Below are 20,682 nucleotides of genomic sequence, written 5' to 3' on the forward strand. Positions count from 1 at the left end.
TGGTAATTCGGGGGAAACCACTGGTCGCATTGCGACCTCCGTCACATATGGTGAGGACCATGCCTAGCCTGAGCGATGTACCCGGGGTCGGAAAACTTCAGCAGTACGTGGAACGCGGCGCAGCCGAACTGCATTACGTGCGCAAGATTTTTGAATCGGGCGCATTCCGGCTGGAACCGCCGCAGAACTATGCCGCGCTGGCCACCGGCCTGGTCAAATGGGGCGAGTTCGGCATGTTGCCCGCCCTGAATGCCGCCCGCACCCCGGACCGCGCGGCGTGCATCGACGAAGACGGCGAATTCAGCTTCAAGGAACTCGACGATGCCGCGCACGCCGTCGCCAACGGCTTGATCGACAAAGGCGTCAAAGCCGGCGACGGCGTCGCGATCCTGGCCCGCAACAGCCGCTGGTTCCTCGTCGCCTACTTCGGTGCGGCCCGCGTCGGTGCCCGCATCATCCTGTTGAACAGCGAGTTCTCCGGGCCACAGGTCAAAGAGGTCTCCGAGCGCGAAGGCGCCAAGATCATCATCTACGACGACGAGTACACCAAGGTGGTCAGCAAGGCCAAGCCGGAGCTGGGCTTCCTGCGGGCGCTGGGCACCAACCCGGACAGCGACGAGGACTCCGGCAGCGAGGACGAGACGCTGGCCGACCTGATCGAGCGCAGCAGTAAGGATCCGGCGCCGAAGGCCGCCAAGCACGCCTCGATCATCATCCTGACCAGCGGCACCACCGGCACCCCGAAGGGCGCCAATCGCAGCACGCCGCCGACGTTGGCCCCGGTGGGCGGCATCTTGTCGCACGTCCCGTTCAAGGCCAACGAGATCACCTCGCTGCCGGCGCCGATGTTCCACGCGCTGGGATTCCTGCACGCCACCATCGCGATGTTCCTGGGCTCCACGCTGGTGCTGCGCCGCAAGTTCAAGCCGCCGCTGGTGCTCAAGGACCTGGAGAAGCACGGCGCGACCGCCATGGTGGTGGTGCCGGTGATGTTGACGCGGCTGCTCGACGCGATCGAGGAGATGGACGAGAAGCCGGACCTGTCGAAGCTCAAGATCATCTTCGTGTCCGGGTCGCAGCTCGGTGGGGAACTGGCCAGCCGCGCGCTGAAGGATTTCGGTCCGGTGATCTACAACATGTACGGGTCCACCGAGATCGCGTTCGCCACCATCGCCGAGCCCAAGCACCTGGAGAAGAACCCGGCCACGTGCGGTCCGGTGGTCAAGGGCGTCAAGGTCAAGATTCTCGACGACAACGGCAAGGAGAAGCCGCAGGGCGAGGTCGGGCGGATCTTCGTCGGCAACGCGTTCCCGTTCGAGGGCTACACCGGCGGCGGCCACAAGGAGATCATCGACGGCCTGATGTCCTCGGGTGACGTCGGCTACTTCGACGAAGAAGGCCTGCTCTTCGTCAGCGGCCGCGACGACGAGATGATCGTCTCCGGCGGCGAGAACGTGTTCCCGGCCGAGGTCGAGGACTGCCTCAGTGGACATCCGGAGGTGGTGGAAGCTACCGCGATCGGTGTCGAGGACAAAGAGTACGGGCACCGGCTGCGCGCCTTCGTGGTCAAGAAGGACGGCTCCGACGTCGACGAGGACACCCTCAAGAAGCACGTCAAAGAGGAGTTGGCCCGCTACAAGGTGCCGCGGGAGGTCATCTTCCTCGACGAGCTGCCGCGCAACCCCACCGGCAAGATCCTCAAGCGCGAGCTGCGCGAGCTGGACGTCGACGACAAGGACGAGGCCAAGGAGAAGGCCAAGGACCTGGACGAGAAGTCCGATAAGAAGGGCTCGAAGAAGGGTTCGGACAAGGACTCCGCGGACGGCGACAAAGCCGAGGGCGACGAGGCAACGGACGACAAGGCCGACGACGACAAGGCCGACGACGACAAGGCCGAAGACGACAAGGCCAAAGCCGAGTGACGCTGCGGCGTTGCGAGTGAAGGCACGGCGGGAAATTCGGCAAAATAATCCCGCCACCTGTTCACTCCGGACGCCGTAGCTTCACGCTCGAATGGGAGTGTCCCCAAGTCGTTACGGGTCGCGGGGCAGGCCGAGCAGCCGCTCGGCGATGATGTTCAGCTGGACCTCCGAGGTGCCGCCGTAGATGGTGGTGGCTCGGCTGGACAACAGATAGTCGCCCCACTTGCCTTGCGGCTGTTCAGGATCGGCGATCGCCGCATCCGAGCCGAAGGACGACACCGCGAATTCGGCGTAGCCCTGGCCGGTGCGCATCGAGAGCAGTTTGGATATCGCGGCCGAGGGCATGGCATCGCCGCCCGCCAACGTCAGCAGCGTGGAGCGCAGGTTGAGCACCTTGGCGGCGTGCCCTTCGGCGATCAGCTGACCGGCCCGCTGCCGGGCGGCCTGGTCGAAGTGGCCGTCGCGCACGAACTCGACGAACGCCGGCAGGCTGGCCAAGAAGTTCAGGTCGCTGCCGCCGATCGAAACCCGTTCGGCGGTAAGGGTATTGCGGCTGACCTCCCAGCCCCGGTTCACCTCGCCCAGTACGCACTCGTCCGGCACGAAGACGTCGTCGATGTAGACGGTGTTGAAGAACTCCTGCCCGGTGAGCTCACGCAGCGGTGTGACCGTCACGCCTTCGCTTTTCATGTCCAGCAGGAAATAGGTGATGCCGTTGTGCTTCGGCGCGCTGGGGTCGGTGCGCGCCAGCAGCGCACCCCACTGCGAGAACTGCGCCGCCGTGGTCCAGATCTTCTGGCCGGTGATGCGCCAACCACCGTCGACCCGGGTCGCCTTCGTCGACAACCCGGCCAGATCGGAGCCCGCGCCGGGCTCGGAAAACAGCTGGCACCAGACCATTTCGCCGCGGAAAGTGGGCGGCAGGAACTGCTGCTGCTGTTTTTCGGTGCCGAACGCGACGATCGACGGGATGATCCACGCGGCGATGCCGACCTGCGGCCGTTTCACCCGCCCGGCGGTGAACTCCTGGGCGATGATCACTTGCTCTACGGGGCTGGACGCCCGGCCCCACGGCTTGGGCAGATACGGCAGCACCCAGCCGGCCTCGGCGATCGCGACGGTGCGTTCCGCGCGGTCCATGTCCTTGAACGCGGCCACCTCGGCCCGGATCTCGGCACGCAACTGCTCGGTTTCCGGGTCCAGATCGATGTCCACCGCCCGCATTCCAGTGGTGGTGGCGGTGTCCACCACCCGCTGCGGGTACTCCGAGCTGCGGCCGAAACCGGCGGCCAGCAGCAGCGCCCGGCGGTAATAGACGTTGGTGTCGTGCTCCCAGGTGAACCCGATGCCGCCGTGCACCTGGATGCAGTCCTGGGTGCACCGCTGCGCCGCGGCCGGTGCCAGGGTCGCCGCCACCGCCGCGGCGAACGGGACGTGCTCGTCGGCACCGTCCAGGGCGCGTGCTGCGTCCCACACCGCCGCCGTGGCGCGTTCGGTGTCGGCCATCATCTCCGCGCACTTGTGCTTGATGGCCTGGAACTGACCGATCGGCCGGCCGAACTGTTCGCGGATCTTGGCGTAGCCGGAGGCGGTGTCGGTCGCCCAGCGCGCCACGCCCACCGCCTCCGCGGACAGCAGCGTGGTCATCAGCGCGTGGGCGGTGGTCATGCTCAGGTTGCCCAGCACCACGTCGTCGCCGACCTCGACGGCGTTGGCCCGCACGTGGGCGATGGGACGCAGCGGGTCGATGCTCGCCACCGGCTCGATCTCGAGCTGATCGGACCGCAGCACCACCCACTCTTCGCCGCTGTCGATGGCTACCGGCAGCACCAGGATGGCGGCCTGTGCGGCGGCGGGTACGGCGCGCACTTCGCCACGGATCACCAGGCCGTCGCCGTGCCGCGTTGCGGTCAGGCTCGAATCCAGCGCGTAGGCGGCGATGGCCGCCCCGCTGGCCAGCTCGGTGAGCACAGCCGCCTTGGGATCGTGCGCGGCGATCAGCGCACTGGCGATCGCCGACGGCACGAACGGCCCGGGTACTGCGCCGTAGCCGAACTCGGCGAGCACGATGGCCAGCTCCAGGACACCGAAGCCCTGGCCGCCGACCGCTTCAGCGAGGTGCACTCCCTGCAGACCCTGGTCCGCGGCGGCCTGCCAGTACGGGGGCGGGTTGGAAACCGGAGTTTCCATGGCCTCGTGCAGCACCTCCGACGGCGCCACCCGCGCCACCAGGGACCGCACCGAGTCGGCCAGGTCTTGATGTTCAGGGCTGATTGCGATCGGCATTGGTCGCCTTCCCGTGCGCGGTTTCTACCAAGCTAACAACCGGTCGGTTGGGTGGATCTCACGGCCAGCGTTTGGCGATCCAGTCCGCGATGGTGTCGGCCTGCTCATCGCGGGCACCGGGCGTGGTGAAGTAGTGGTCGCTGTCGATAGCGACGCGTGTCTTGTCGGTTGCGGCCAGCGCGTCGTAGATGCGACCCGCATCCGAGGGGAAGACGCCGGTGTCGGCCTCGGCGTTGATCACCAGCGCCGGACAGGTGATGCGGGCCAGGTGCGGCTCGGCGCGGGTCTGCGCCACCCGCAGGCTCCACATGCCCAGCCAATTACGCAGCGTGGTGGCCGCGGCGATGCCCCGCGCGGAGCGATTGGCCTTCGCCGGGGTACCGGCATAGCACGAATTCGCCTGCCGCTTGGTCGGTTCGATACTCGGGTCAACCATGCGCGGATCGGCCCAGGTGCGCTGCACGGTGAACGGGCGATCCGAAAAGCCTGCGGCGCCAACACGTTTGAGCTCGGACTCGGCCCAGCCGGTGATCGCGTGGTTGCGCGCCACCTGAGCGGCCCGGTAGCGCTCGACGAACTCCGCTGAATACGGCGGCCCGTTGTTCTCGTCGAACAGGTCCAGATCGGGATCGGTTGCGACGGGATCGTTTTCGTCGACGACGGCACCGTCCATCCAGGCGGTCAGCACATCCGGGCGGCCCGGGTGGGCCGCGGTGGCGACGTAGCCGTCGGCGGCGGAGAGTTCGGTGACACCGGAGGCGGGCCGCATGCCCGGCAGCGGAGTCACATTCGGATCCACCGCCTGGGACTGATAGGCCGCCATCAGTGACCCGCCACCTGAGTTGCCCAGTAGCACCACGGTGTCCACTCCGGCTTCGTCGCGCAGCCAACGCACCCCCACCCCGATGTCGACGAGTGCGTGGTCGAGCACGAAGCTGCTTTCGAAACCCCGAAACCTGGTGTTCCAGCCCAGGAACCCGATGCCGCGGGCGGCCAGGTATTCGGCGATGTAGTGCTCGGCGAAGTCGATCTGGTAGTGCGTCGCGATCATCGCCACTTTCGGACGGTGGCCGGCGGCGTGGTGGTAGAGGCCCTGGCAGGGATGACCGCCGGCGCCGGCCCGCGCTCCGGTGGGGGACGTCAGTCCGAGGAACTCGCGGACGATCTCACTCAAGAGCGGTCCTTCTCGCTGTAGATGGCGCGATAGTAGATGTTGGCCAGCGTCCGGATGCACGCCTCGTCGTCCGGAACCTGGTGACGGGTCAGCTGGATGTAGCAGAACTGGTTGAACATCGCCACAATCGCCTCGGCGATGAGTTGCGGATCGTCGTCGGGGCAAAACCCTTGCTGCTGAGCACGTCTGACCGACTCGGCAATGAATGAAAGCGGGATGGAACACATTTCGGCCCAATGCCGCGCGAAATCCTCGCTGACCATCGCCAACTGGGAGACGCTGATCACTTCTGCCAACCGGTGCCGGTAGGTGTGCCAGTGCGCGGCGGCCGCCTGGTGGGCACGGTCGCGGTCCGACAGGCCGTGCTCGGTCACCGCCATGGCCCGCTCGTTGGCCTCGTCCCGGAAGCGCAGCGCCCACTGGCGCACCATCGCTTCCTTGGAGTCGTAGTAGTTGTAGAACGACGCCGCCGAGCGTCCGGCCTCGGTGGTGATGTCGGCGATGGTCGTCGCCAGAATTCCTTTGCGCGCGATCACTTTTCGGGCTGCGGCATCGATGGCGGCCTGGGTCCGCCGGCCGCGGTCGGTGGGGTACTGGGGATCTGCCTGTTGCGCCGCCGTCACCAGCACCTCCCCGGAACCTGAATCTGATGTTAGATTCAGGTTTGGATCTTAGGTAGGGAGACGCATCATGATCAAGCCGAACAACCCCAACACCGAATTCGAACTCGGCGGGATCAACCACGTCGCGCTGGTGTGCTCGGACATGGCGCGCACGGTGGACTTCTACAGCAACGTGCTGGGCATGCCGCTGATCAAGTCGCTCGACCTGCCCGGGGGTGCCGGCCAGCACTTCTTCTTCGACGCCGGCAACGGCGACTGCGTCGCGTTCTTCTGGTTCGCCGAGGCCGCCGACCGGGTCCCGGGACTGAGCTCGCCCGGAGCGCTGCCGGGCTTGGGTGACATCACCAGCGCGGTGAGCACCATGAACCACCTCGCGTTCCACGTGCCGGCAGAGCAGTTCGATGCCTACCGGCAGCGGCTGAAGGACAAAGGCGTGCGGGTCGGACCGGTGCTCAATCACGACGAGAGCCCTATGCAGGTTTCGGCGACCGTGCATCCCGGCGTGTACGTACGCTCCTTCTACTTTCTGGATCCCGACGGCATCATGCTGGAATTCGCTTGCTGGGTCAGGGAATTCAACGAGGCGGACACGCCGGCGGTGCCCCGGACGGCGGCCGACCGCCGCCCGCCGGTGACGGCCGGGGTGGTATGAGCGAGGCCGCTCAGGTGGCGGCGTCGGCTCGTCCCGACAGTCCGTACAGGCTGGGGTGGGTCAGTTCGCCGACCAGCAACGTCAGTTGATCGACCAGTTCGTCCGGGTCGAGGCGGACGTCACCGGTCAGCCAGGCGCTGATCGCCTGCCCGACCCCGCCCACCGCGAAGTGGGCACCCATCTTGATGCGCTCGTTGGCGCCGATGTGCAGGGCGGTCGTCGCATGGTGACCGGACAGCAGTGCGAACAGGGCGGTGGACTCCGCTCGTTTGCGGATGACGACAGGGTCGGTGAGTTTGTTGCTGAAGATCAACCGGCCGATCCGGGCGTCGCCGGCGATTGTGCGCACGATGGTGCTCAGCCCGACCCGGGTCTGTTGCTGTATGGGTGCAGTGAGTACCGCGGCCTGCGTCTGTGCCGCGAGGTCGGCGATGATCCAGTCGAACACCGCGCCGATGAACTCGTCTTTGTCAGTGAAGTTCTCGTAGAAGTAGCGGGTGGCGACACCCGCCCGTTGGCAGATACCGCGCACCGTCACCGCGGACAGGTCTTGCTGATCTGCACCGAGCAGATCGAGACCGGCTGTCAGCAATTTCTGGCGTCGCTCGGCGAACCGAGCTGCCGCCCCGACGCCGCGGTACGGCCGGGCGGGCACCCCCCCACTATCCAAAGCCATCAGTTCATATTGACACCGCGGCCAGGTACCGACAAATATCTGGAAACACGGGTACGCACAATTAGCGGACCCCGCGGGACCGGAAAGGTCGTGGAATGGCCATCCTCGAAGGGGTAGCTAAGCCCCTGCAACACGTCGAGCGGACCATCGCGGAGCCGGCTCGCAGGGATCGAAGATCCGTCCCTAAGCGCCGGCCGGGCATCGACGAAGGCATGATGGGCGTCGCGCTGCTGGCTGGACCGGCCAACGTGATCATGCAGCTGGCGCGGCCCGGAGTCGGCTACGGCGTGATGGAGAGCCCGGTCGACAGCGGGCGGGTAGATCTGCACCCGATCAAGCGGGCCCGCACCACATTCACCTATCTGGCGGTCGCCACCGCCGGCAGTGACAGCCAGAAGGCGGCCTACCGGCGCGCGGTCAACCGGGTACACGCCCAGATTCGCTCGGCACCGGACAGCCCGGTGCAGTACAACGCCTTCGATCCGAACCTGCAGCTGTGGGTGGCTGCCTGCCTGTACAAGGGCGCGGTGGATGTGCACCGCACGTTCGTCGGGGAACTGAGCGAAGCCGACGCCGAGCGTCATTACCGCGAGGGCATGAACCTGGGCACCACGTTGCAGGTGCCGCCGGAGATGTGGCCGGCCGACCGGGCCGCTTTTGACCGGTATTGGCAGGAATCACTGGAGCTGGTGCACATCGACGACGCGGTACGGGAGTACCTGTACCCGATCGCCGTCGCGCGCCTGAAGAAGTTGCCCCTGCCGGGCGTGGTGACCGCGCTCCCGGAAAGTCTCGCGTTGCTGATCACCACCGGATTCCTGCCGCAGAAGTTCCGGGACGAGATGGGCTTCCCGTGGGACCGCACCCGGCAACTGCTGTTCGACCAGCTGATGACGGTGGTGCGCATCGGCAACGGATTGCTGCCGCGCGTCGTCCGGCAGTTCCCGTTCAACGTGTTGCTGTGGGATCTCGACCGCCGAATCAAGGCCGGTCGTCCCCTGGTGTAGCCGGCCGTCGGCCCCACGGCAGGAACGCGGACGTCGACGCCTGCCGGTCGGCGACGAATACCGCCTGACGCACGCTGCGCAGGACTTGCGCAGGGCGCGCATATGGTGTCGAATGGCCGATAATGAAAACCATATTCATCAACATGGTTGGCTGATGCATGTCTTGGATGGCGTCACCCCCTGAGGTGCACTCGACGTTGCTCAGCAGCGGGCCCGGACCGGGACCGTTGTTGTCGGCCGCCGCGGCGTGGACGGCGCTGAGCACCGAGTACACCGCGGTGGCCGACGAACTCGTGGCCACCCTGGCAGCGGTGCAGGGCGGGGCCTGGGAGGGGCCGAGTGCCGCGCAGTATGTCGCCGCCCACGCGCCCTACGTGGCCTGGCTGACGCAGGCCGGTGCCGACAGCGCCAGCGCCGCCGCCCAGCACGAGACGGCGGCGGCCGCGTACACCACCGCGTTGGCCGCCATGCCCACGCTGGTGGAGCTGGCGGCCAATCACGCGATACACGGCGTGCTGGTCGCGACCAACTTCTTCGGGATCAACACCATCCCGATCGCGCTCAACGAGGCCGACTACGCGCGGATGTGGGTGCAGGCGGCCACCACCATGGCGACCTATGACGCCCTCTCGGGTGCGGCAGCGGCGGCGACGCCAGTGACGTCGCCGGCGCCGGAGATCGTGCACGACGAGCACGAGCACGAGGACGAAGACGGCCACGAACACGAGGGGGAGGAGGGCCACGAGGGTCACGAGCACGGCGACCCGACCCAATTGGACTTCCTCGTCGCGGACTTGCTGCGCGCGCTGACCAACGGCCAGATCAACTGGGACCCGCTCGAGGAGACCCTCAACGGGGTCCACATGCATGACATCACCGACGCGACCCAGCCCATCTGGTGGGTCGCCCGTTCCCTGGAGTTCGGTCAGCAGTTCGAAACCTTCGTCCAGCAGCTGTTCACCAATCCCGCGGGGGCGCTGGAATACGTCGTCGAGCTCGCCGAATTCGATTGGCCGACGCACCTTGCGCAACTTGCGCCGTTGCTACAGTCGCCGCAGTTGCTGGCGGCCGCAATGGGTAGCGCCGTGGCCAACCTGGGTGCGACCACCGGTTTCGCCGGGCTCGCGGGGCTCGGTGCCATTCCAGCCCCCGTCGTCGCCGCGATCGTCCCCCCGGTCGCCGCCGCGCCGGTGCTGCCGGCCGTCGGCACCGCGGCCCCGTCCGTCGTCGCATCGGCGCCCGCGTCGGCCGCCCCGGCACCTACCACCGCGACGGCAACAGCCACGGTCACCAGTGCCCCGTCGGCGCCCCCGCCGGCTCCGGTCGCCGGCGGCGGCTTCCCCTTCCTGGTGGGCGGGGGACCCGGCGTCGGGTTCGGCTCCGGTATGAGTGCCGGTGCCTACGCCAGCAGAAAAGCGTCAGAGCCCGATGCGGCTGCCGTGGCGGCGGCCGCGGCGGCACGCGAGCAGGCGCGCCGGCAGCGGCGCCGACGGACGGCGCTGCACGAACACGGCAACGAATTCGCCGACATGAATGTCGACGTCGACCCCGACTGGGATGCCGAACCGGAGTCCTTCGCGTCGAACCGGGGGGCGGGGAAGCTGGGTTTTGCCGGCACGGTTCGCAACGAGTCGGCCGACGATGCGACGGGGCTGACCGCCCTGGCCGGCGACGAGTACGGCGGCGGCCCCCGGGTCCCGATGCTGCCGAACAGCTGGAACCCCGGCCGCGCGTAAGGTCGGCCCGGTGCGCAGTGACGGAGACAGCTGGGACATCACCACAAGTGTCGGATCGACGGCACTGTTCGTGGCAACCGCGCGGGCGTTGGAGGCGCAGAAGGCCGATCCGCTCGTCGTTGACCCCTACGCGGAGCTGTTCTGTCGTGCGGTCGGTGGTTCGTGGGCGGATGTCCTCGACGGCAGGGATCCCGACCACGAATTGAAGAGCGAGGACTTCGGTCAGCACTTCGTCAACTTCCAGGGTTGCCGCACCAGGTACTTCGATGCCTACTTCGAGCGCGCCGCCGCGGCCGGTGTGCGGCAGGTGGTCATCCTGGCGGCCGGATTGGACTCCCGCGCGTACCGGTTGCCTTGGCCGGAAGGCACCACGATCTTCGAGCTCGATCAGCCGCAAGTCCTCGACTTCAAGCGGCAGGTGCTCGCCGAGCACGGTGCGCAGCCGCGGGCCGAACGTCGTGAGATCGCCGTCGACCTCCGCGACGACTGGTCACAAGCGTTGCGGGACAAAGGATTTGACCCCGAACGACCTTCAGCCTGGATCGCCGAAGGTCTGCTGATCTATCTGCCGGCCACCGCCCAGGAGGCGCTGTTCACCGGGATCGACGCGTTGGCCGGTCCAGGTAGTCACGCGGCGATCGAGGAAGGCGCCCCGCTGCCCCGAGACGAATACGAGGCCAAGGTGGCAGCAGAACGCGCCGATCCGGATGCCGGTCAGCGTCCTTTCTTTCAGCTGGTCTACAACGAGCAATGCGCCCCGGCCACCGAATGGTTCGGCCGGCGCGGCTGGACGGCGGTCGGTACGCCGCTGAACGATTACCTGCGTGAGGTGGGCCGGCCCGTCCCCGGCCCGGACTCCGAGGCCACGCCGATGTTCTCCCGCATCACGCTGGTGAGTGCTGCGAAGTCGTAACACCGGGTGTCGAAAGGCGCCGCTGCAACGGTTCTGGCACCGCTCCGCCCCGCCGTTGTTAATGAAAACCATATTCAGTAAGCTGGGCGGCTGGGCGTCGTTCGGCCGCGAAGAGCAGAAGACTCGCTGGTCAGAGGGCTGAGACGGGAGTTGGTGTGGTGAAGCGCACGCAATTGACCGCCTCGACAGTTAGCTTAGGGAATGCTAACTTCGGGGGGCTAACGGGCGGAGTCTGCCAATGGAGATCTTAACCTCAGGTGAAGGCGGGGGCGTGGAACGCGGTGACATAGGTGGTCGGTCGGGCCTGTCGACGGGCATGGTTGCGGCCGAACCCCGACCCTCCCGAACCGACAGCAGGGTCGACGAAGACGTGATCAGCAGGTTCGCCACCTGCTGCCGGGCCCTGGGCATCGCGGTTTACGAGCGGCAACGTCCCGCCGACCTGAGCGCGGCCCGCTCGGGCTTCAGCGCGCTGACCCGGATCGCGCACGAACAGTGCGACGCCTGGATCGGCCTGGCGGCCTCCGGCGACACCTCCAAGCGTGTGCTGGAACAGATTTCGCGCACCGTGGCCACGGCCGGTGTGCTGCAACGACAGGTGGAACTGACCCCGGGTGCACTCGGCTACCGGTACGACACCGGCCTGTACCTGCAGTTTCGGGCCACCACCGCGGACGACTTCCACCTGGCCTACGCGGCCGCACTGGCCTCCGAAGAACAGTTCGCCGAGGCCTACGACATCGTCAGCCGCATCGTCGAACGCCGGCCCAAGTCGCGCGAGGCGCGCTGGATCGCGGTCGTCATCAATTACCGGGCGGAGCGCTGGTCGGACGTCGTGAAGTTGCTGACCCCGATCGTCAACGACACCGACCTGGACGAGGCCTTCGCGCACGCGGTGAAGATCGCGCTGGGCACCTCGCTGGCCCGGTTGGGCATGTTCGCTCCGGCGCTGTCCTACCTCGAGGAACCCGAGGGCCCTATCGCCGTGGCCGCGGTCGACGGCGCGCTGGCCAAGGCGCTGGCGCTGCGCGCACACGTGGACGAAGAAGCGGCCAGCGACGTGTTGCACGAGCTCTACGCGGCCAACCCGGAGAACCAGGAGATCGAGCAGGCGCTGTCCGACCCGAGTTTCGGGATGGTCACCACCACCGCGGCGCGTATCGAAGCCCGCACCGACCCGTGGAACCGCGACACCGAGCCCAGCGACGCCGACTTCGTGGACCCGGGTGCCCGCGAACGCAAGGCGACCCTGCTGGCCGAGGCTGAGGTGGCACTCAACGAATTCATCGGTCTCGACGAGGTGAAGAACCAGGTTTCCCGGCTCAAGAGCTCGGTCGCCATGGCGGTGCTGCGCCAGCAGCGCGGATTGACCGTCGCGCAGCGCACCCACCACCTGGTGTTCGCCGGCCCGCCCGGAACGGGTAAGACCACCATTGCCCGGGTGGTCGCCAAGATCTACTGCGGCCTGGGGCTGTTGAAACGCGAGAACATCCGCGAGGTGCACCGTGCCGACCTGATCGGTCAGCACATCGGCGAAACCGAAGCCAAGACCAACGCCATCATCGACAGCGCCCTGGACGGCGTGCTGTTCCTCGACGAGGCCTACGCTCTGGTGGCCACCGGCGCCAAGAACGACTTCGGCCTGGTGGCCATCGACACGCTGCTGGCGCGCATGGAGAATGACCGCGACCGGCTGGTGGTCATCATCGCCGGATATCGAGCCGACTTGGACAAGTTCCTCGACACCAACGAGGGTCTGCGGTCGCGGTTCACCCGCAGCATCGACTTCCCGTCCTACCAGCCGGCGGAGCTGACCGAGATCGCGAATCTCATGGCGCAGCAACGGGACAGCGTATTCGAGCCGGCCGCGCTGGAGGACATGCAGCGACTCTTCACCCACCTGGCGCAGACGTCTTCGCCGGACAGCAACGGGATCAGCCGGCGCAGCCTCGACATCGCGGGCAACGGCCGGTTCGTCCGGAACATCGTCGAACGGTCGGAAGAGGAGCGCGAATTCCGGCTCGACCACTCCGAGCAGGCCGGTACGGGTGAATTCACCGATGAGGACCTGATGACAATCACCGCACAAGATGTCGGCAACACCGTGGCCCCGCTGTTGCGCGGGCTGGGACTGTCGGTGCCGGCATGAGCAAGAACGACGCCGACGGCGAATGGGCGGACGACCGACGTTCGTTCACCTCTCGCACCCCGGTCAACGAGCACCCCGACAAGGTGGAATATCGGCGCGGTTTCGTCACCCGGCACCAGGTGACAGGTTGGCGATTTGTGATGCGCCGCATCGCTTCTGGGATCGCGCTGCACGACACCAGGATGCTGGTCGACCCGCTGCGCACCCAGTCGCGCGCGGTGATGATGGGCGTGCTGCTGCTGATCACCGGGTTGATCGGCTGCTTCGTGTTCTCGCTGATCCGGCCCAATGGGCAGGTCGGCAACAACGTGGTACTGGCCGACCGGTCCACGGCCGCACTGTATGTGCGGGTGGGCGATCAGTTGCACCCGGTGTTGAACCTGACCTCCGCCCGGCTGATCGCCGGTCAGCCGGTCAACCCGACCACAGTGAAAAGTGCTGAGCTGGACCGGTTTGCGCGCGGCAACCTGATCGGCATCCCGGGCGCCCCGGAGCGCATGGTGCAGAGCAGCTCCCGCGACGCGGCCTGGACGGTGTGCGACGGCGTCACCGGGCAGGGTGGGCGCGGCGCCCGCAGCACCGGTGTGACTGTTATTGCGGGACAACCGAAGACCGACGGCACCCGGGCCGCGGCGATCAGTCCGACGCAGGTGATCCTGGTCGACGCAGCCGCTTCCGGGGGCAACGGCACCTGGCTGCTGTGGGAAGGCAAGCGCAGCCAGATCAACCTGGCCGACCATGCGGTCACCAACGCGCTCGGCCTGGGCACCGAGGTGCCGGCGCCGCGGCCGGTTGCGGCCGGACTGTTCAATGCGATTCCGGAGTCGGCGCCGTTGGCGGCGCCGCCCATCCCGAACGCCGGTGCCCCGGCGGGCTACCCCGTCCCCGCCCCGATCGGCGGCGTGGTGGTGGCCTATTCGCTGGACAGGGCCGGCTCGGACACCTTCTACGCGGTACTGCCCGACGGTCTGCAGCCGATCTCGCCGGTGTTGGCCTCGATCCTGCGCAACACCAATTCCTATGGCCTGCAACAACCGCCGCGGTTGGCCGCCGACGAGGTGGCCAAGCTGCCCGTCTCGCGGATGTTGGACACCTCGCGTTACCCCGCCCAGCCGGTCACCCTGGTCAACGCGGCCAGCAACCCGCTCGCCTGTGCCTTGTGGAGCAAGCCGTCCGGCGCCGCCACCAGTTCCCTGACCCTGTTGACGGGTTCGGCACTGCCGGTGGCCGAGGGCGTGCGCACCGTCGATCTGGTCGGGGGTGGGGCCAAGATCGCGCTCACCCCGGGCACCGGATACTTCACCCAGACGGTGGGCGGTGGTGCGGCGGCGCCGGCGACCGGCTCGCTGTTCTGGGTCTCCGACACCGGGGTGCGGTACGGCATCGACAACGAGTCCGACCGGTCCGGGACCAACGGCAAAGCCGTTGAGGCACTTGGGCTGCAGTCGCCGCCATTGGCCATCCCGTGGTCGATCCTGTCCTTGTTCGCAGCAGGTCCGACGCTGTCGCGCGCCGATGCGCTGTTGGCGCATGACGGTTTGCCGCCGGACAGCCGACCGGGCCGTCCGGTATCCGCCGAAGGGGAGCCCCGATGAGCAGACTGATCTTCGAGGCACGCCGACGGCTGGCGCCGCCGAATGCCCGCAAGGGCACCATCACCATCGAGGCGCCGCCGGAGTTGCCGCGGGTCATCCCGCCGTCGCTGTTCCGGCGTGCGATGCCGTACCTGATCGGCATCCTGATCGTCGGCATGATCGTCGCGCTGTTCGCCACCGGCATGCGGCTGATCTCGCCGCAGACGCTGTTCTTCCCGTTCGTGCTGCTGCTGGCCGCCACCGCGCTCTACCGCGGCGACAGCAACAAGATGCGTACCGAGGAAGTCGACGCAGAACGTGCCGACTACCTGCGGTACCTGTCGGTGGTCCGGGACAACATCCGGGCCGCCGCCGCCGAGCAGCGCGCCGCCGCGCAGTGGTCGCATCCGGAGCCCGGGGCGCTGGCCGCGGTGCCCGGTTCCCGGCGCCAGTGGGAGCGTGACCCCCACGACCCGGACTTCCTGGTACTGCGCGCCGGTCGCCACTCCGCGCCGCTCACCACCACGCTACGGGTGAATGACATCGCCGATGAGATCGACCTGGAACCGGTGTCGCACAGCGCATTACGTAGCCTGCTCGACACCCAGCGGACCGTCGCCGACGTGCCGACGGGTATCGACCTGAGCAAGGTCTCGCGGATCAGCGTGCTGCCCGGCCCCGATGGCGGCGAGCCGGACGTGCACGCGGCGGTACGCGCGTGGATCGCCCACGCGGTCACCTGGCATGACCCGACCGTGCTCAGTGTCGCGCTGGCCTCCCGCAATCTGGAGAGTGCCGACTGGTCGTGGTTGAAGTGGTTGCCGCACGTCGACATTCCCGGCCAGGTCGACGGCGTCGGCCCGGCCCGTTACCTCACCACCGATGCCGACGATCTGGCCGAGCTGCTGGCGCCGGCGCTGGAGGACCGCCCGGCGTTCACCGGGCAGCCGGTCGACGCCCTGCGGCATCTGCTGATCGTCGTCGATGACCCGGACTACGACCTGACCGCGTCCACGCTGGCCGTCGGACGCGCGGGCGTCACCGTCCTGCACATCTCGGCCACACCGCCCAACCGCGAGCAGTACTCCGACCCGGAGAAGCCGATCCTGCGGATCGCGGGTGGCGGCATCCAGCGCTGGCAGACCGGCGGTTGGCAACCCTACATCGACTCCGCCGACGGACTGGGGGCCGAGGACGCGTCGCACCTGGCGCGTCGGCTGTCCCGCTGGGACTCCAACCCGACCCACACCGGGCTGCGGTCGGCGGCCACCCGCGGGGCGAATTTCACCACGCTGCTGGGGATTCCGGATGCCTCCCGGCTGGATGTGCCCGCGTTGTTCGCACCGCGGCGCCGCGACGACGAGTTGCGCGTGCCGATCGGCGTGACCGCGACCGGCGAGCCGCTGATGTTCGACCTCAAGGACGAGGCCGAGGGCGGGATGGGTCCGCATGGCCTGATGATCGGTATGACGGGTTCGGGCAAGTCGCAGACCTTGATGTCGATCCTGTTGTCGCTGTTGACCACTCACTCCGCGGACCGCCTGATCGTCATCTACGCCGACTTCAAGGGTGAAGCCGGGGCCGACAGCTTCCGCAATTTCCCGCAGGTGGTCGCGGTCATCTCGAACATGGCGGAGAAGAAGTCGCTGGCCGACCGGTTCGCCGACACGCTGCGCGGCGAGGTGGCCCGGCGCGAGATGTTGCTGCGCGAGGCCGGCCGGCGGGTGCAGGGCAGCGCGTTCAACTCGGTGACCGAGTACGAGGCGGCGCAGGCTGCCGGGCACGACTTACCGCCCGTGCCAACACTTTTCGTGGTCGCCGACGAATTCACTCTGATGCTGGCCGATCACCCGGAGTACGCGGAGTTGTTCGACTACGTCGCGCGCAAGGGCCGTTCGTTCCGCATCCACATCCTGTTCGCGTCGCAGACCCTGGACGTCGGCAAGATCAAGGACATCGACAAGAACACCTCGTACCGGATCGGTCTGAAGGTGGCCAGCCCCAGCGTGTCCCGGCAGATCATCGGCGTCGAGGACGCCTACCACATCGAATCGGGCAAGGAGCACAAAGGCATCGGGTTCCTGGTGCCCGCGCCGGGTGCGACCCCGATCAAGTTCCGGTCCACCTACGTCGACGGCATCTACGAGCCGCCGCAGACCGCCAAAACCCTTGTCGTGCAGTCAGCTCCAGAACCGAAGCTGTTCACGGCCGGCGCCGTGGAGCCGGACCCGGGCACCGTGATCTCCGGCATCGAGGAAGACGAACCGGCCGGTCCGCCGCGCAAGCTGATCGCGACCATCGGCGAGCAGCTGGCCGCCTACGGGCCGCGGGCACCGCAGCTCTGGCTGCCGCCGCTGGACGAGCCGATCCCGCTGACCTCGGTGCTCGCCCGGGCCGGGATACCGCCCCGGCAGTGGCGTTGGCCGCTCGGCGAGGTCGACAAGCCCTTCGAGATGCGGCGCGACCCGCTGGTGTTCGACGCGACCTCGTCGGCCGGCAACATGGTCATCCACGGTGGTCCGAAGTCCGGGAAATCGACTGCGCTGCAGACGTTCATCATGTCGGCGGCCGGTCTGCACTCGCCGCGCGACGTCACGTTCTACTGCCTGGACTACGGCGGCGGTCAGCTGCGCGCGCTGGAGGGTCTGGCGCACGTCGGCAGTGTCGCCTCGGCGCTGGAGCCCGAACGCATCCGGCGCACCTTCGGCGAGCTCGAGCAGCTGCTGCTGTCGCGTCAGCAGCGCGAGACCTTCCGCGACCGTCCCGGCAACGGCCAGCACGCCGCGCCGGACTCCGGCCTCGCGGACGACGGGTTCGGCGAGGTGTTCCTGGTCATCGACAACCTGTACGGTTTCGGCCGCGACAACACCGACCAGTTCAACACTCGAAACCCGTTGCTGGCCAAGGTGACCGAACTGGTCAACGTCGGCCTGGCCTACGGCATCCACGTGGTCATCACCACGCCGAGCTGGCTGGAGGTGCCGCTGGCGATGCGGGACGGGCTGGGCCTGCGCCTGGAGCTCAAGCTGCACGACGCGCGGGACAGCAACGTCCGGGTGACCGGAGCGCTGCAACGCCCGGCCGAGGCGGTGCCGCACGACCAGCCGGGTCGGGGGTTGACCATGGCCGCCCAGCATTTCCTGTTCGCCGAACCGGAGCTGGACCAGATCCCCGCGATCAACGCGCGCTACCCGGGCCAGGCCGCACCGCCGGTGCGGTTGCTGCCCACCGACCTCACGCCGGCAGCGGTCGGTGCGCTGTATCGGGGACCGGAACGGGTCGTGCTCGGCCAGCGCGAGGAAGACCTTGCGGCGGTGGTCCACGACTTCGTCGAGAACCCGCTGCTGATGGTGTTCGGCGACAGCAAGTCCGGCAAGACCACGCTGCTGCGCCACATCATCCGGACCATCCGCGAGAACTCGACCGCCGACCAGGTGGCCTTCACCGTGCTGGACCGCCGGTTGCACCTGGTGGACGAGCCGCTGTTCGCCGACAACGAGTACACGGCCAACATCGACCGGATCACCCCGGCGATGATCGGGCTGGCCAACCTCATCGAATCGCGCCGTCCGCCGGCGGGCCTGTCGCCGGCTGAATTGTCCCGCTGGAACTTCCGGGACCAGTCAGCCGACCACCCGTCCGGCCACACCCATTACCTGATCATCGACGACGTCGATCAGATCCCGGACTCACCGGCCACCAGCGGCCCCTACCTCGGGCAGCGACCGTGGACCCCGCTGATCGGTCTGCTCGGCCAGGCCAGCGAACTGGGACTGCGGGTGATCGTCACCGGCCGTGCCTCGGGGTCGGCACACGGCCTGATGACCAATCCGTTGCTGCGCCGGTTCAACGACTTGCAGGCGACCACCCTGATGCTGGCCGGAAATCCACAGGACAGCGGCAAGATTCGCGGCCAGCGGTTCAGCCGGCTGCCCGCCGGCCGCGCCATGCTCCTCACCGACAGCGACTACCCGACCTTCATCCAGTTGGTCAATCCGCTCGTCGGTGCAGCCGCGATATTCGGTGATACGCAACAGAAAGGAAGTCAGTAATGGCGTTGCGAGTAGTTCCTGAAGGACTGGCCGGCGCGAGCGCCGCCGTGGAAGCCTTGACCGCCCGATTGGCGGCGGCGCACGCCGCTGCGGCGCCGCTGATCACCGCGGTGGTGCCACCGGCCGCGGACCCCGTGTCGCTGCAGACCGCTGCCGGGTTCAGCGCCCAGGGCCAGGAGCACGCCGCCGTCGCGGCGCAGGGTGTCGAAGAGCTGGGCCGGGCCGGTGTCGGTGTTGGCACGGCGGGCGCCAGCTACCTCGCCGGTGACGCGGCGGCCGCTGCGACCTACGGGATCGCGGGCGGCTGACCATGAGCTCCCCCCTGGGGCCGATCTGGATTGCATCGCCGCCTGAGGTGCATTCGGCGTTGCTGAGTAGTGGGCCGGGACCGGCGTCGCTGTTGGCGGCCGCCGGGGCCTGGAACGCGCTCAGCGCCGAATACGCGGCGACGGCAGCAGAACTCAGCGGTCTGGTGGGCGGAGTACAGGCGGGTTCGTGGGAGGGGCCGACCGCCGAACAATATGCCGCGGCACATCTGCCGTATGTAGCGTGGCTGCAACAGGCCAGCGCCGATGCGGCCGGAACGGCGGCCCAGCACGACATCGCGGCGTCGGCATACACCGCCGCCTTGGGGGCCATGCCGACACTGACGGAGCTGGCCGCCAACCACGTCATGCACGGCGTGCTGGTGGCGACGAACTTCTTCGGGCTCAACACCATCCCGATCGCGCTCAACGAAGCCGACTACACGCGGATGTGGCTGCAGGCCGCGGCCACGATGGGCCTGTACCAGGCGGCCGCGGGGACGGCGCTGGCCTCGGCGCCCCGCAGCACTGCGGCGCCGACCATCGTCAACCCCGGTGCGGAGGCAGCATCGGCGGCCGACGTCACCCAGGCCGCCGCAGCCGCACCCGCCGCCGACGCCGGTTCGCAGTTCAACATCCTGCAGATCATCGTGGACCTGCTGCGTTCCTACGTGCTGACGCTGCCCGACGGCCAGTTGCTGTGGGACTTCCTGTCCAATCCGCTGCCGGCCATCGAGCAGATGATCATCGACTTCGCCACCAACCCGCAGGCCGCCCTGGTCACTTGGGGGCCGCTGCTGTTCGCGCTGGGTTACCAGGCGTTCTTCCAGCCGGTCGGTTGGGGTACCTGGGGCACGGTGCTCAGTGCGCCGCTGTGGGCACCCCCGCTGCTCGCCGTCGGGCTGGCCAGTCTGGGTTTCCTGAGTCTGCTGAACGTGGACGTGATTCCGGAGGTCCCGGCGGCGGCACCGCCGCCTGCGCCGATGCCGGTCGCCCAGCACCAGAGCTTCCCGGCCGTGGGACTCGGTTCGACGGTGGCGGGTCCGGCCGGGGCGCCGGCGTCCGCGCCGGCCGCGGGTGTGCCCGCCGGTTCGGTGCCCGCGACCGCCCCGGCGACGGCGGCTTTCCCGTATGCCGTTGCCGGACCGGATGACTGGGGGCCGAGTCTGGGTCCGACCGTGGGTGGCCGTACCGCGGCCAAGGCGCCCGCCGCGACCATTCCCGCCGCCGGAGCGGCCGCGGTGAGCAGCGCAGCGGCCCGGGCCAAGCGGCGGCGTCGCGCACCGCTGCACGACCACAGCGACGAGTTCCTGGACATGGACTCCGCCGTCGATCCCATCTGGAACGGCGACGACGCGCAGGCGTCCGAGCGCGGCGCCGGCACGTTCGGCTACGCCGGCACCATCCCCAGGCAGACGGTGCAGCAGGCCGCCGGGCTGACGGCGCTGGCCGGCGACGAATTCGGCGGTGGCCCAAAGGTTCCGATGATGCCAGGTACCTGGGAGCAGGCCGGAGAGGAAGGGGGGCCGGAAAGTCAGCGAGATGACTTACCGCGTAACGGGCAGTGATGGTTTTGCGATTCGGCTGAATCGAAGAGATGGAAAGGAAGAGCT

At 68.0% G+C, this 20,682-nt stretch carries 13 protein-coding genes and 1 pseudogene; 10 read left to right on the forward strand and 4 right to left on the reverse strand.

The window, feature by feature from the left end:
• Nucleotides 1-59 precede the first annotated feature (59 nt).
• A pseudogene (gene fadD2, locus AC5Y3Z_RS23950) lies at nt 60-1,721 on the forward strand (long-chain-fatty-acid--CoA ligase FadD2); the annotation flags it as partial.
• Between the two features lie 312 nt (nt 1,722-2,033).
• Here the strand turns inward: fadD2 and AC5Y3Z_RS23955 are convergent.
• The 3 genes from AC5Y3Z_RS23955 to AC5Y3Z_RS23965 are packed head-to-tail and all read right to left on the reverse strand — an operon-like array spanning nt 2,034 to nt 6,008.
• Nucleotides 2,034-4,208, reverse strand: a complete 2,175-nt coding sequence (locus AC5Y3Z_RS23955; RefSeq protein ID WP_473140236.1) for an acyl-CoA dehydrogenase family protein — start codon at nt 4,206-4,208, stop codon at nt 2,034-2,036.
• Between the two features lie 58 nt (nt 4,209-4,266).
• Nucleotides 4,267-5,382, reverse strand: coding sequence for an alpha/beta hydrolase family protein (locus AC5Y3Z_RS23960; protein WP_473140237.1), 1,116 nt, complete (start codon nt 5,380-5,382; stop codon nt 4,267-4,269).
• A complete protein-coding gene (locus AC5Y3Z_RS23965; protein WP_473140244.1) occupies nt 5,379-6,008 on the reverse strand; it encodes a TetR/AcrR family transcriptional regulator in 630 nt (209 codons plus the stop codon). Before AC5Y3Z_RS23965 ends, AC5Y3Z_RS23960 begins: the two co-directional genes overlap by 4 nt.
• Nucleotides 6,009-6,072: 64 nt before the next feature.
• On the opposite strand from AC5Y3Z_RS23965, the gene AC5Y3Z_RS23970 reads away from it, so the two are divergent.
• The gene (locus AC5Y3Z_RS23970) at nt 6,073-6,657 is read left to right on the forward strand and encodes a VOC family protein (RefSeq protein WP_463828702.1); all 585 of its coding nucleotides are present in this window, start codon (nt 6,073-6,075) and stop codon (nt 6,655-6,657) included.
• Nucleotides 6,658-6,667: 10 nt separating this feature from the next.
• On the opposite strand, the gene AC5Y3Z_RS23975 is transcribed toward AC5Y3Z_RS23970, so the two are convergent.
• The gene (locus tag AC5Y3Z_RS23975) at nt 6,668-7,333 is read right to left on the reverse strand and encodes a TetR/AcrR family transcriptional regulator (protein ID WP_463828703.1); all 666 of its coding nucleotides are present in this window, start codon (nt 7,331-7,333) and stop codon (nt 6,668-6,670) included.
• Nucleotides 7,334-7,428: 95 nt separating this feature from the next.
• Here AC5Y3Z_RS23975 and AC5Y3Z_RS23980 point away from each other — a divergent pair, with 95 nt between their 5' ends.
• The 8 genes from AC5Y3Z_RS23980 to AC5Y3Z_RS24015 all read left to right on the forward strand — a co-directional run bounded on the left by AC5Y3Z_RS23980 (nt 7,429) and on the right by AC5Y3Z_RS24015 (nt 20,637).
• Complete coding sequence (locus AC5Y3Z_RS23980) at nt 7,429-8,340, forward strand: oxygenase MpaB family protein (protein ID WP_463828704.1); 912 nt, start codon at nt 7,429-7,431, stop codon at nt 8,338-8,340.
• A 167-nt stretch (nt 8,341-8,507) separates the two neighbouring features.
• Complete coding sequence (locus AC5Y3Z_RS23985; protein ID WP_473140238.1) at nt 8,508-10,076, forward strand: PPE family protein; 1,569 nt, start codon at nt 8,508-8,510, stop codon at nt 10,074-10,076.
• Nucleotides 10,077-10,086: 10 nt separating this feature from the next.
• A complete protein-coding gene (locus AC5Y3Z_RS23990) occupies nt 10,087-10,989 on the forward strand; it encodes a class I SAM-dependent methyltransferase (RefSeq protein ID WP_473140239.1) in 903 nt (300 codons plus the stop codon).
• 271 nt (nt 10,990-11,260) lie between these two features.
• The gene (eccA, locus tag AC5Y3Z_RS23995) at nt 11,261-13,138 is read left to right on the forward strand and encodes a type VII secretion AAA-ATPase EccA (protein WP_473140245.1); all 1,878 of its coding nucleotides are present in this window, start codon (nt 11,261-11,263) and stop codon (nt 13,136-13,138) included.
• The gene (gene eccB / locus AC5Y3Z_RS24000; RefSeq protein WP_473140240.1) at nt 13,135-14,733 is read left to right on the forward strand and encodes a type VII secretion protein EccB; all 1,599 of its coding nucleotides are present in this window, start codon (nt 13,135-13,137) and stop codon (nt 14,731-14,733) included. Before eccA ends, eccB begins: the two co-directional genes overlap by 4 nt.
• Nucleotides 14,730-18,764, forward strand: a complete 4,035-nt coding sequence (gene eccCa / locus AC5Y3Z_RS24005) for a type VII secretion protein EccCa (RefSeq protein WP_473140241.1) — start codon at nt 14,730-14,732, stop codon at nt 18,762-18,764. Before eccB ends, eccCa begins: the two co-directional genes overlap by 4 nt.
• Nucleotides 18,764-19,072, forward strand: a complete 309-nt coding sequence (locus AC5Y3Z_RS24010; RefSeq protein ID WP_463828709.1) for a PE family protein — start codon at nt 18,764-18,766, stop codon at nt 19,070-19,072. The genes eccCa and AC5Y3Z_RS24010 overlap by 1 nt, the downstream gene beginning before the upstream one ends.
• Before the next feature lie 2 nt (nt 19,073-19,074).
• The gene (locus tag AC5Y3Z_RS24015; protein ID WP_473140242.1) at nt 19,075-20,637 is read left to right on the forward strand and encodes a PPE family protein; all 1,563 of its coding nucleotides are present in this window, start codon (nt 19,075-19,077) and stop codon (nt 20,635-20,637) included.
• Nucleotides 20,638-20,682 lie beyond the last annotated feature (45 nt).

It is taken from the genome of Mycobacterium sp. NGS61 (assembly GCF_059812325.1).

Bases quoted from the DNA above. Each gene is read 5' to 3' on its own strand.
- eccCa (WP_473140241.1), top strand. From the start codon at position 14,730: ATGAGCAGACTGATCTTCGAGGCACGCCGACGGCTGGCGCCGCCGAAT.
- AC5Y3Z_RS24010 (WP_463828709.1), top strand. From the start codon at position 18,764: ATGGCGTTGCGAGTAGTTCCTGAAGGACTGGCCGGCGCGAGCGCCGCC.
- AC5Y3Z_RS23980 (WP_463828704.1), top strand. From the start codon at position 7,429: ATGGCCATCCTCGAAGGGGTAGCTAAGCCCCTGCAACACGTCGAGCGG.
- AC5Y3Z_RS23955 (WP_473140236.1), bottom strand. From the start codon at position 4,208: ATGCCGATCGCAATCAGCCCTGAACATCAAGACCTGGCCGACTCGGTG.
- AC5Y3Z_RS23970 (WP_463828702.1), top strand. From the start codon at position 6,073: ATGATCAAGCCGAACAACCCCAACACCGAATTCGAACTCGGCGGGATC.
- eccB (WP_473140240.1), top strand. From the start codon at position 13,135: ATGAGCAAGAACGACGCCGACGGCGAATGGGCGGACGACCGACGTTCG.
- AC5Y3Z_RS23985 (WP_473140238.1), top strand. From the start codon at position 8,508: ATGGCGTCACCCCCTGAGGTGCACTCGACGTTGCTCAGCAGCGGGCCC.
- AC5Y3Z_RS23975 (WP_463828703.1), bottom strand. From the start codon at position 7,333: ATGGCTTTGGATAGTGGGGGGGTGCCCGCCCGGCCGTACCGCGGCGTC.
- AC5Y3Z_RS24015 (WP_473140242.1), top strand. From the start codon at position 19,075: ATGAGCTCCCCCCTGGGGCCGATCTGGATTGCATCGCCGCCTGAGGTG.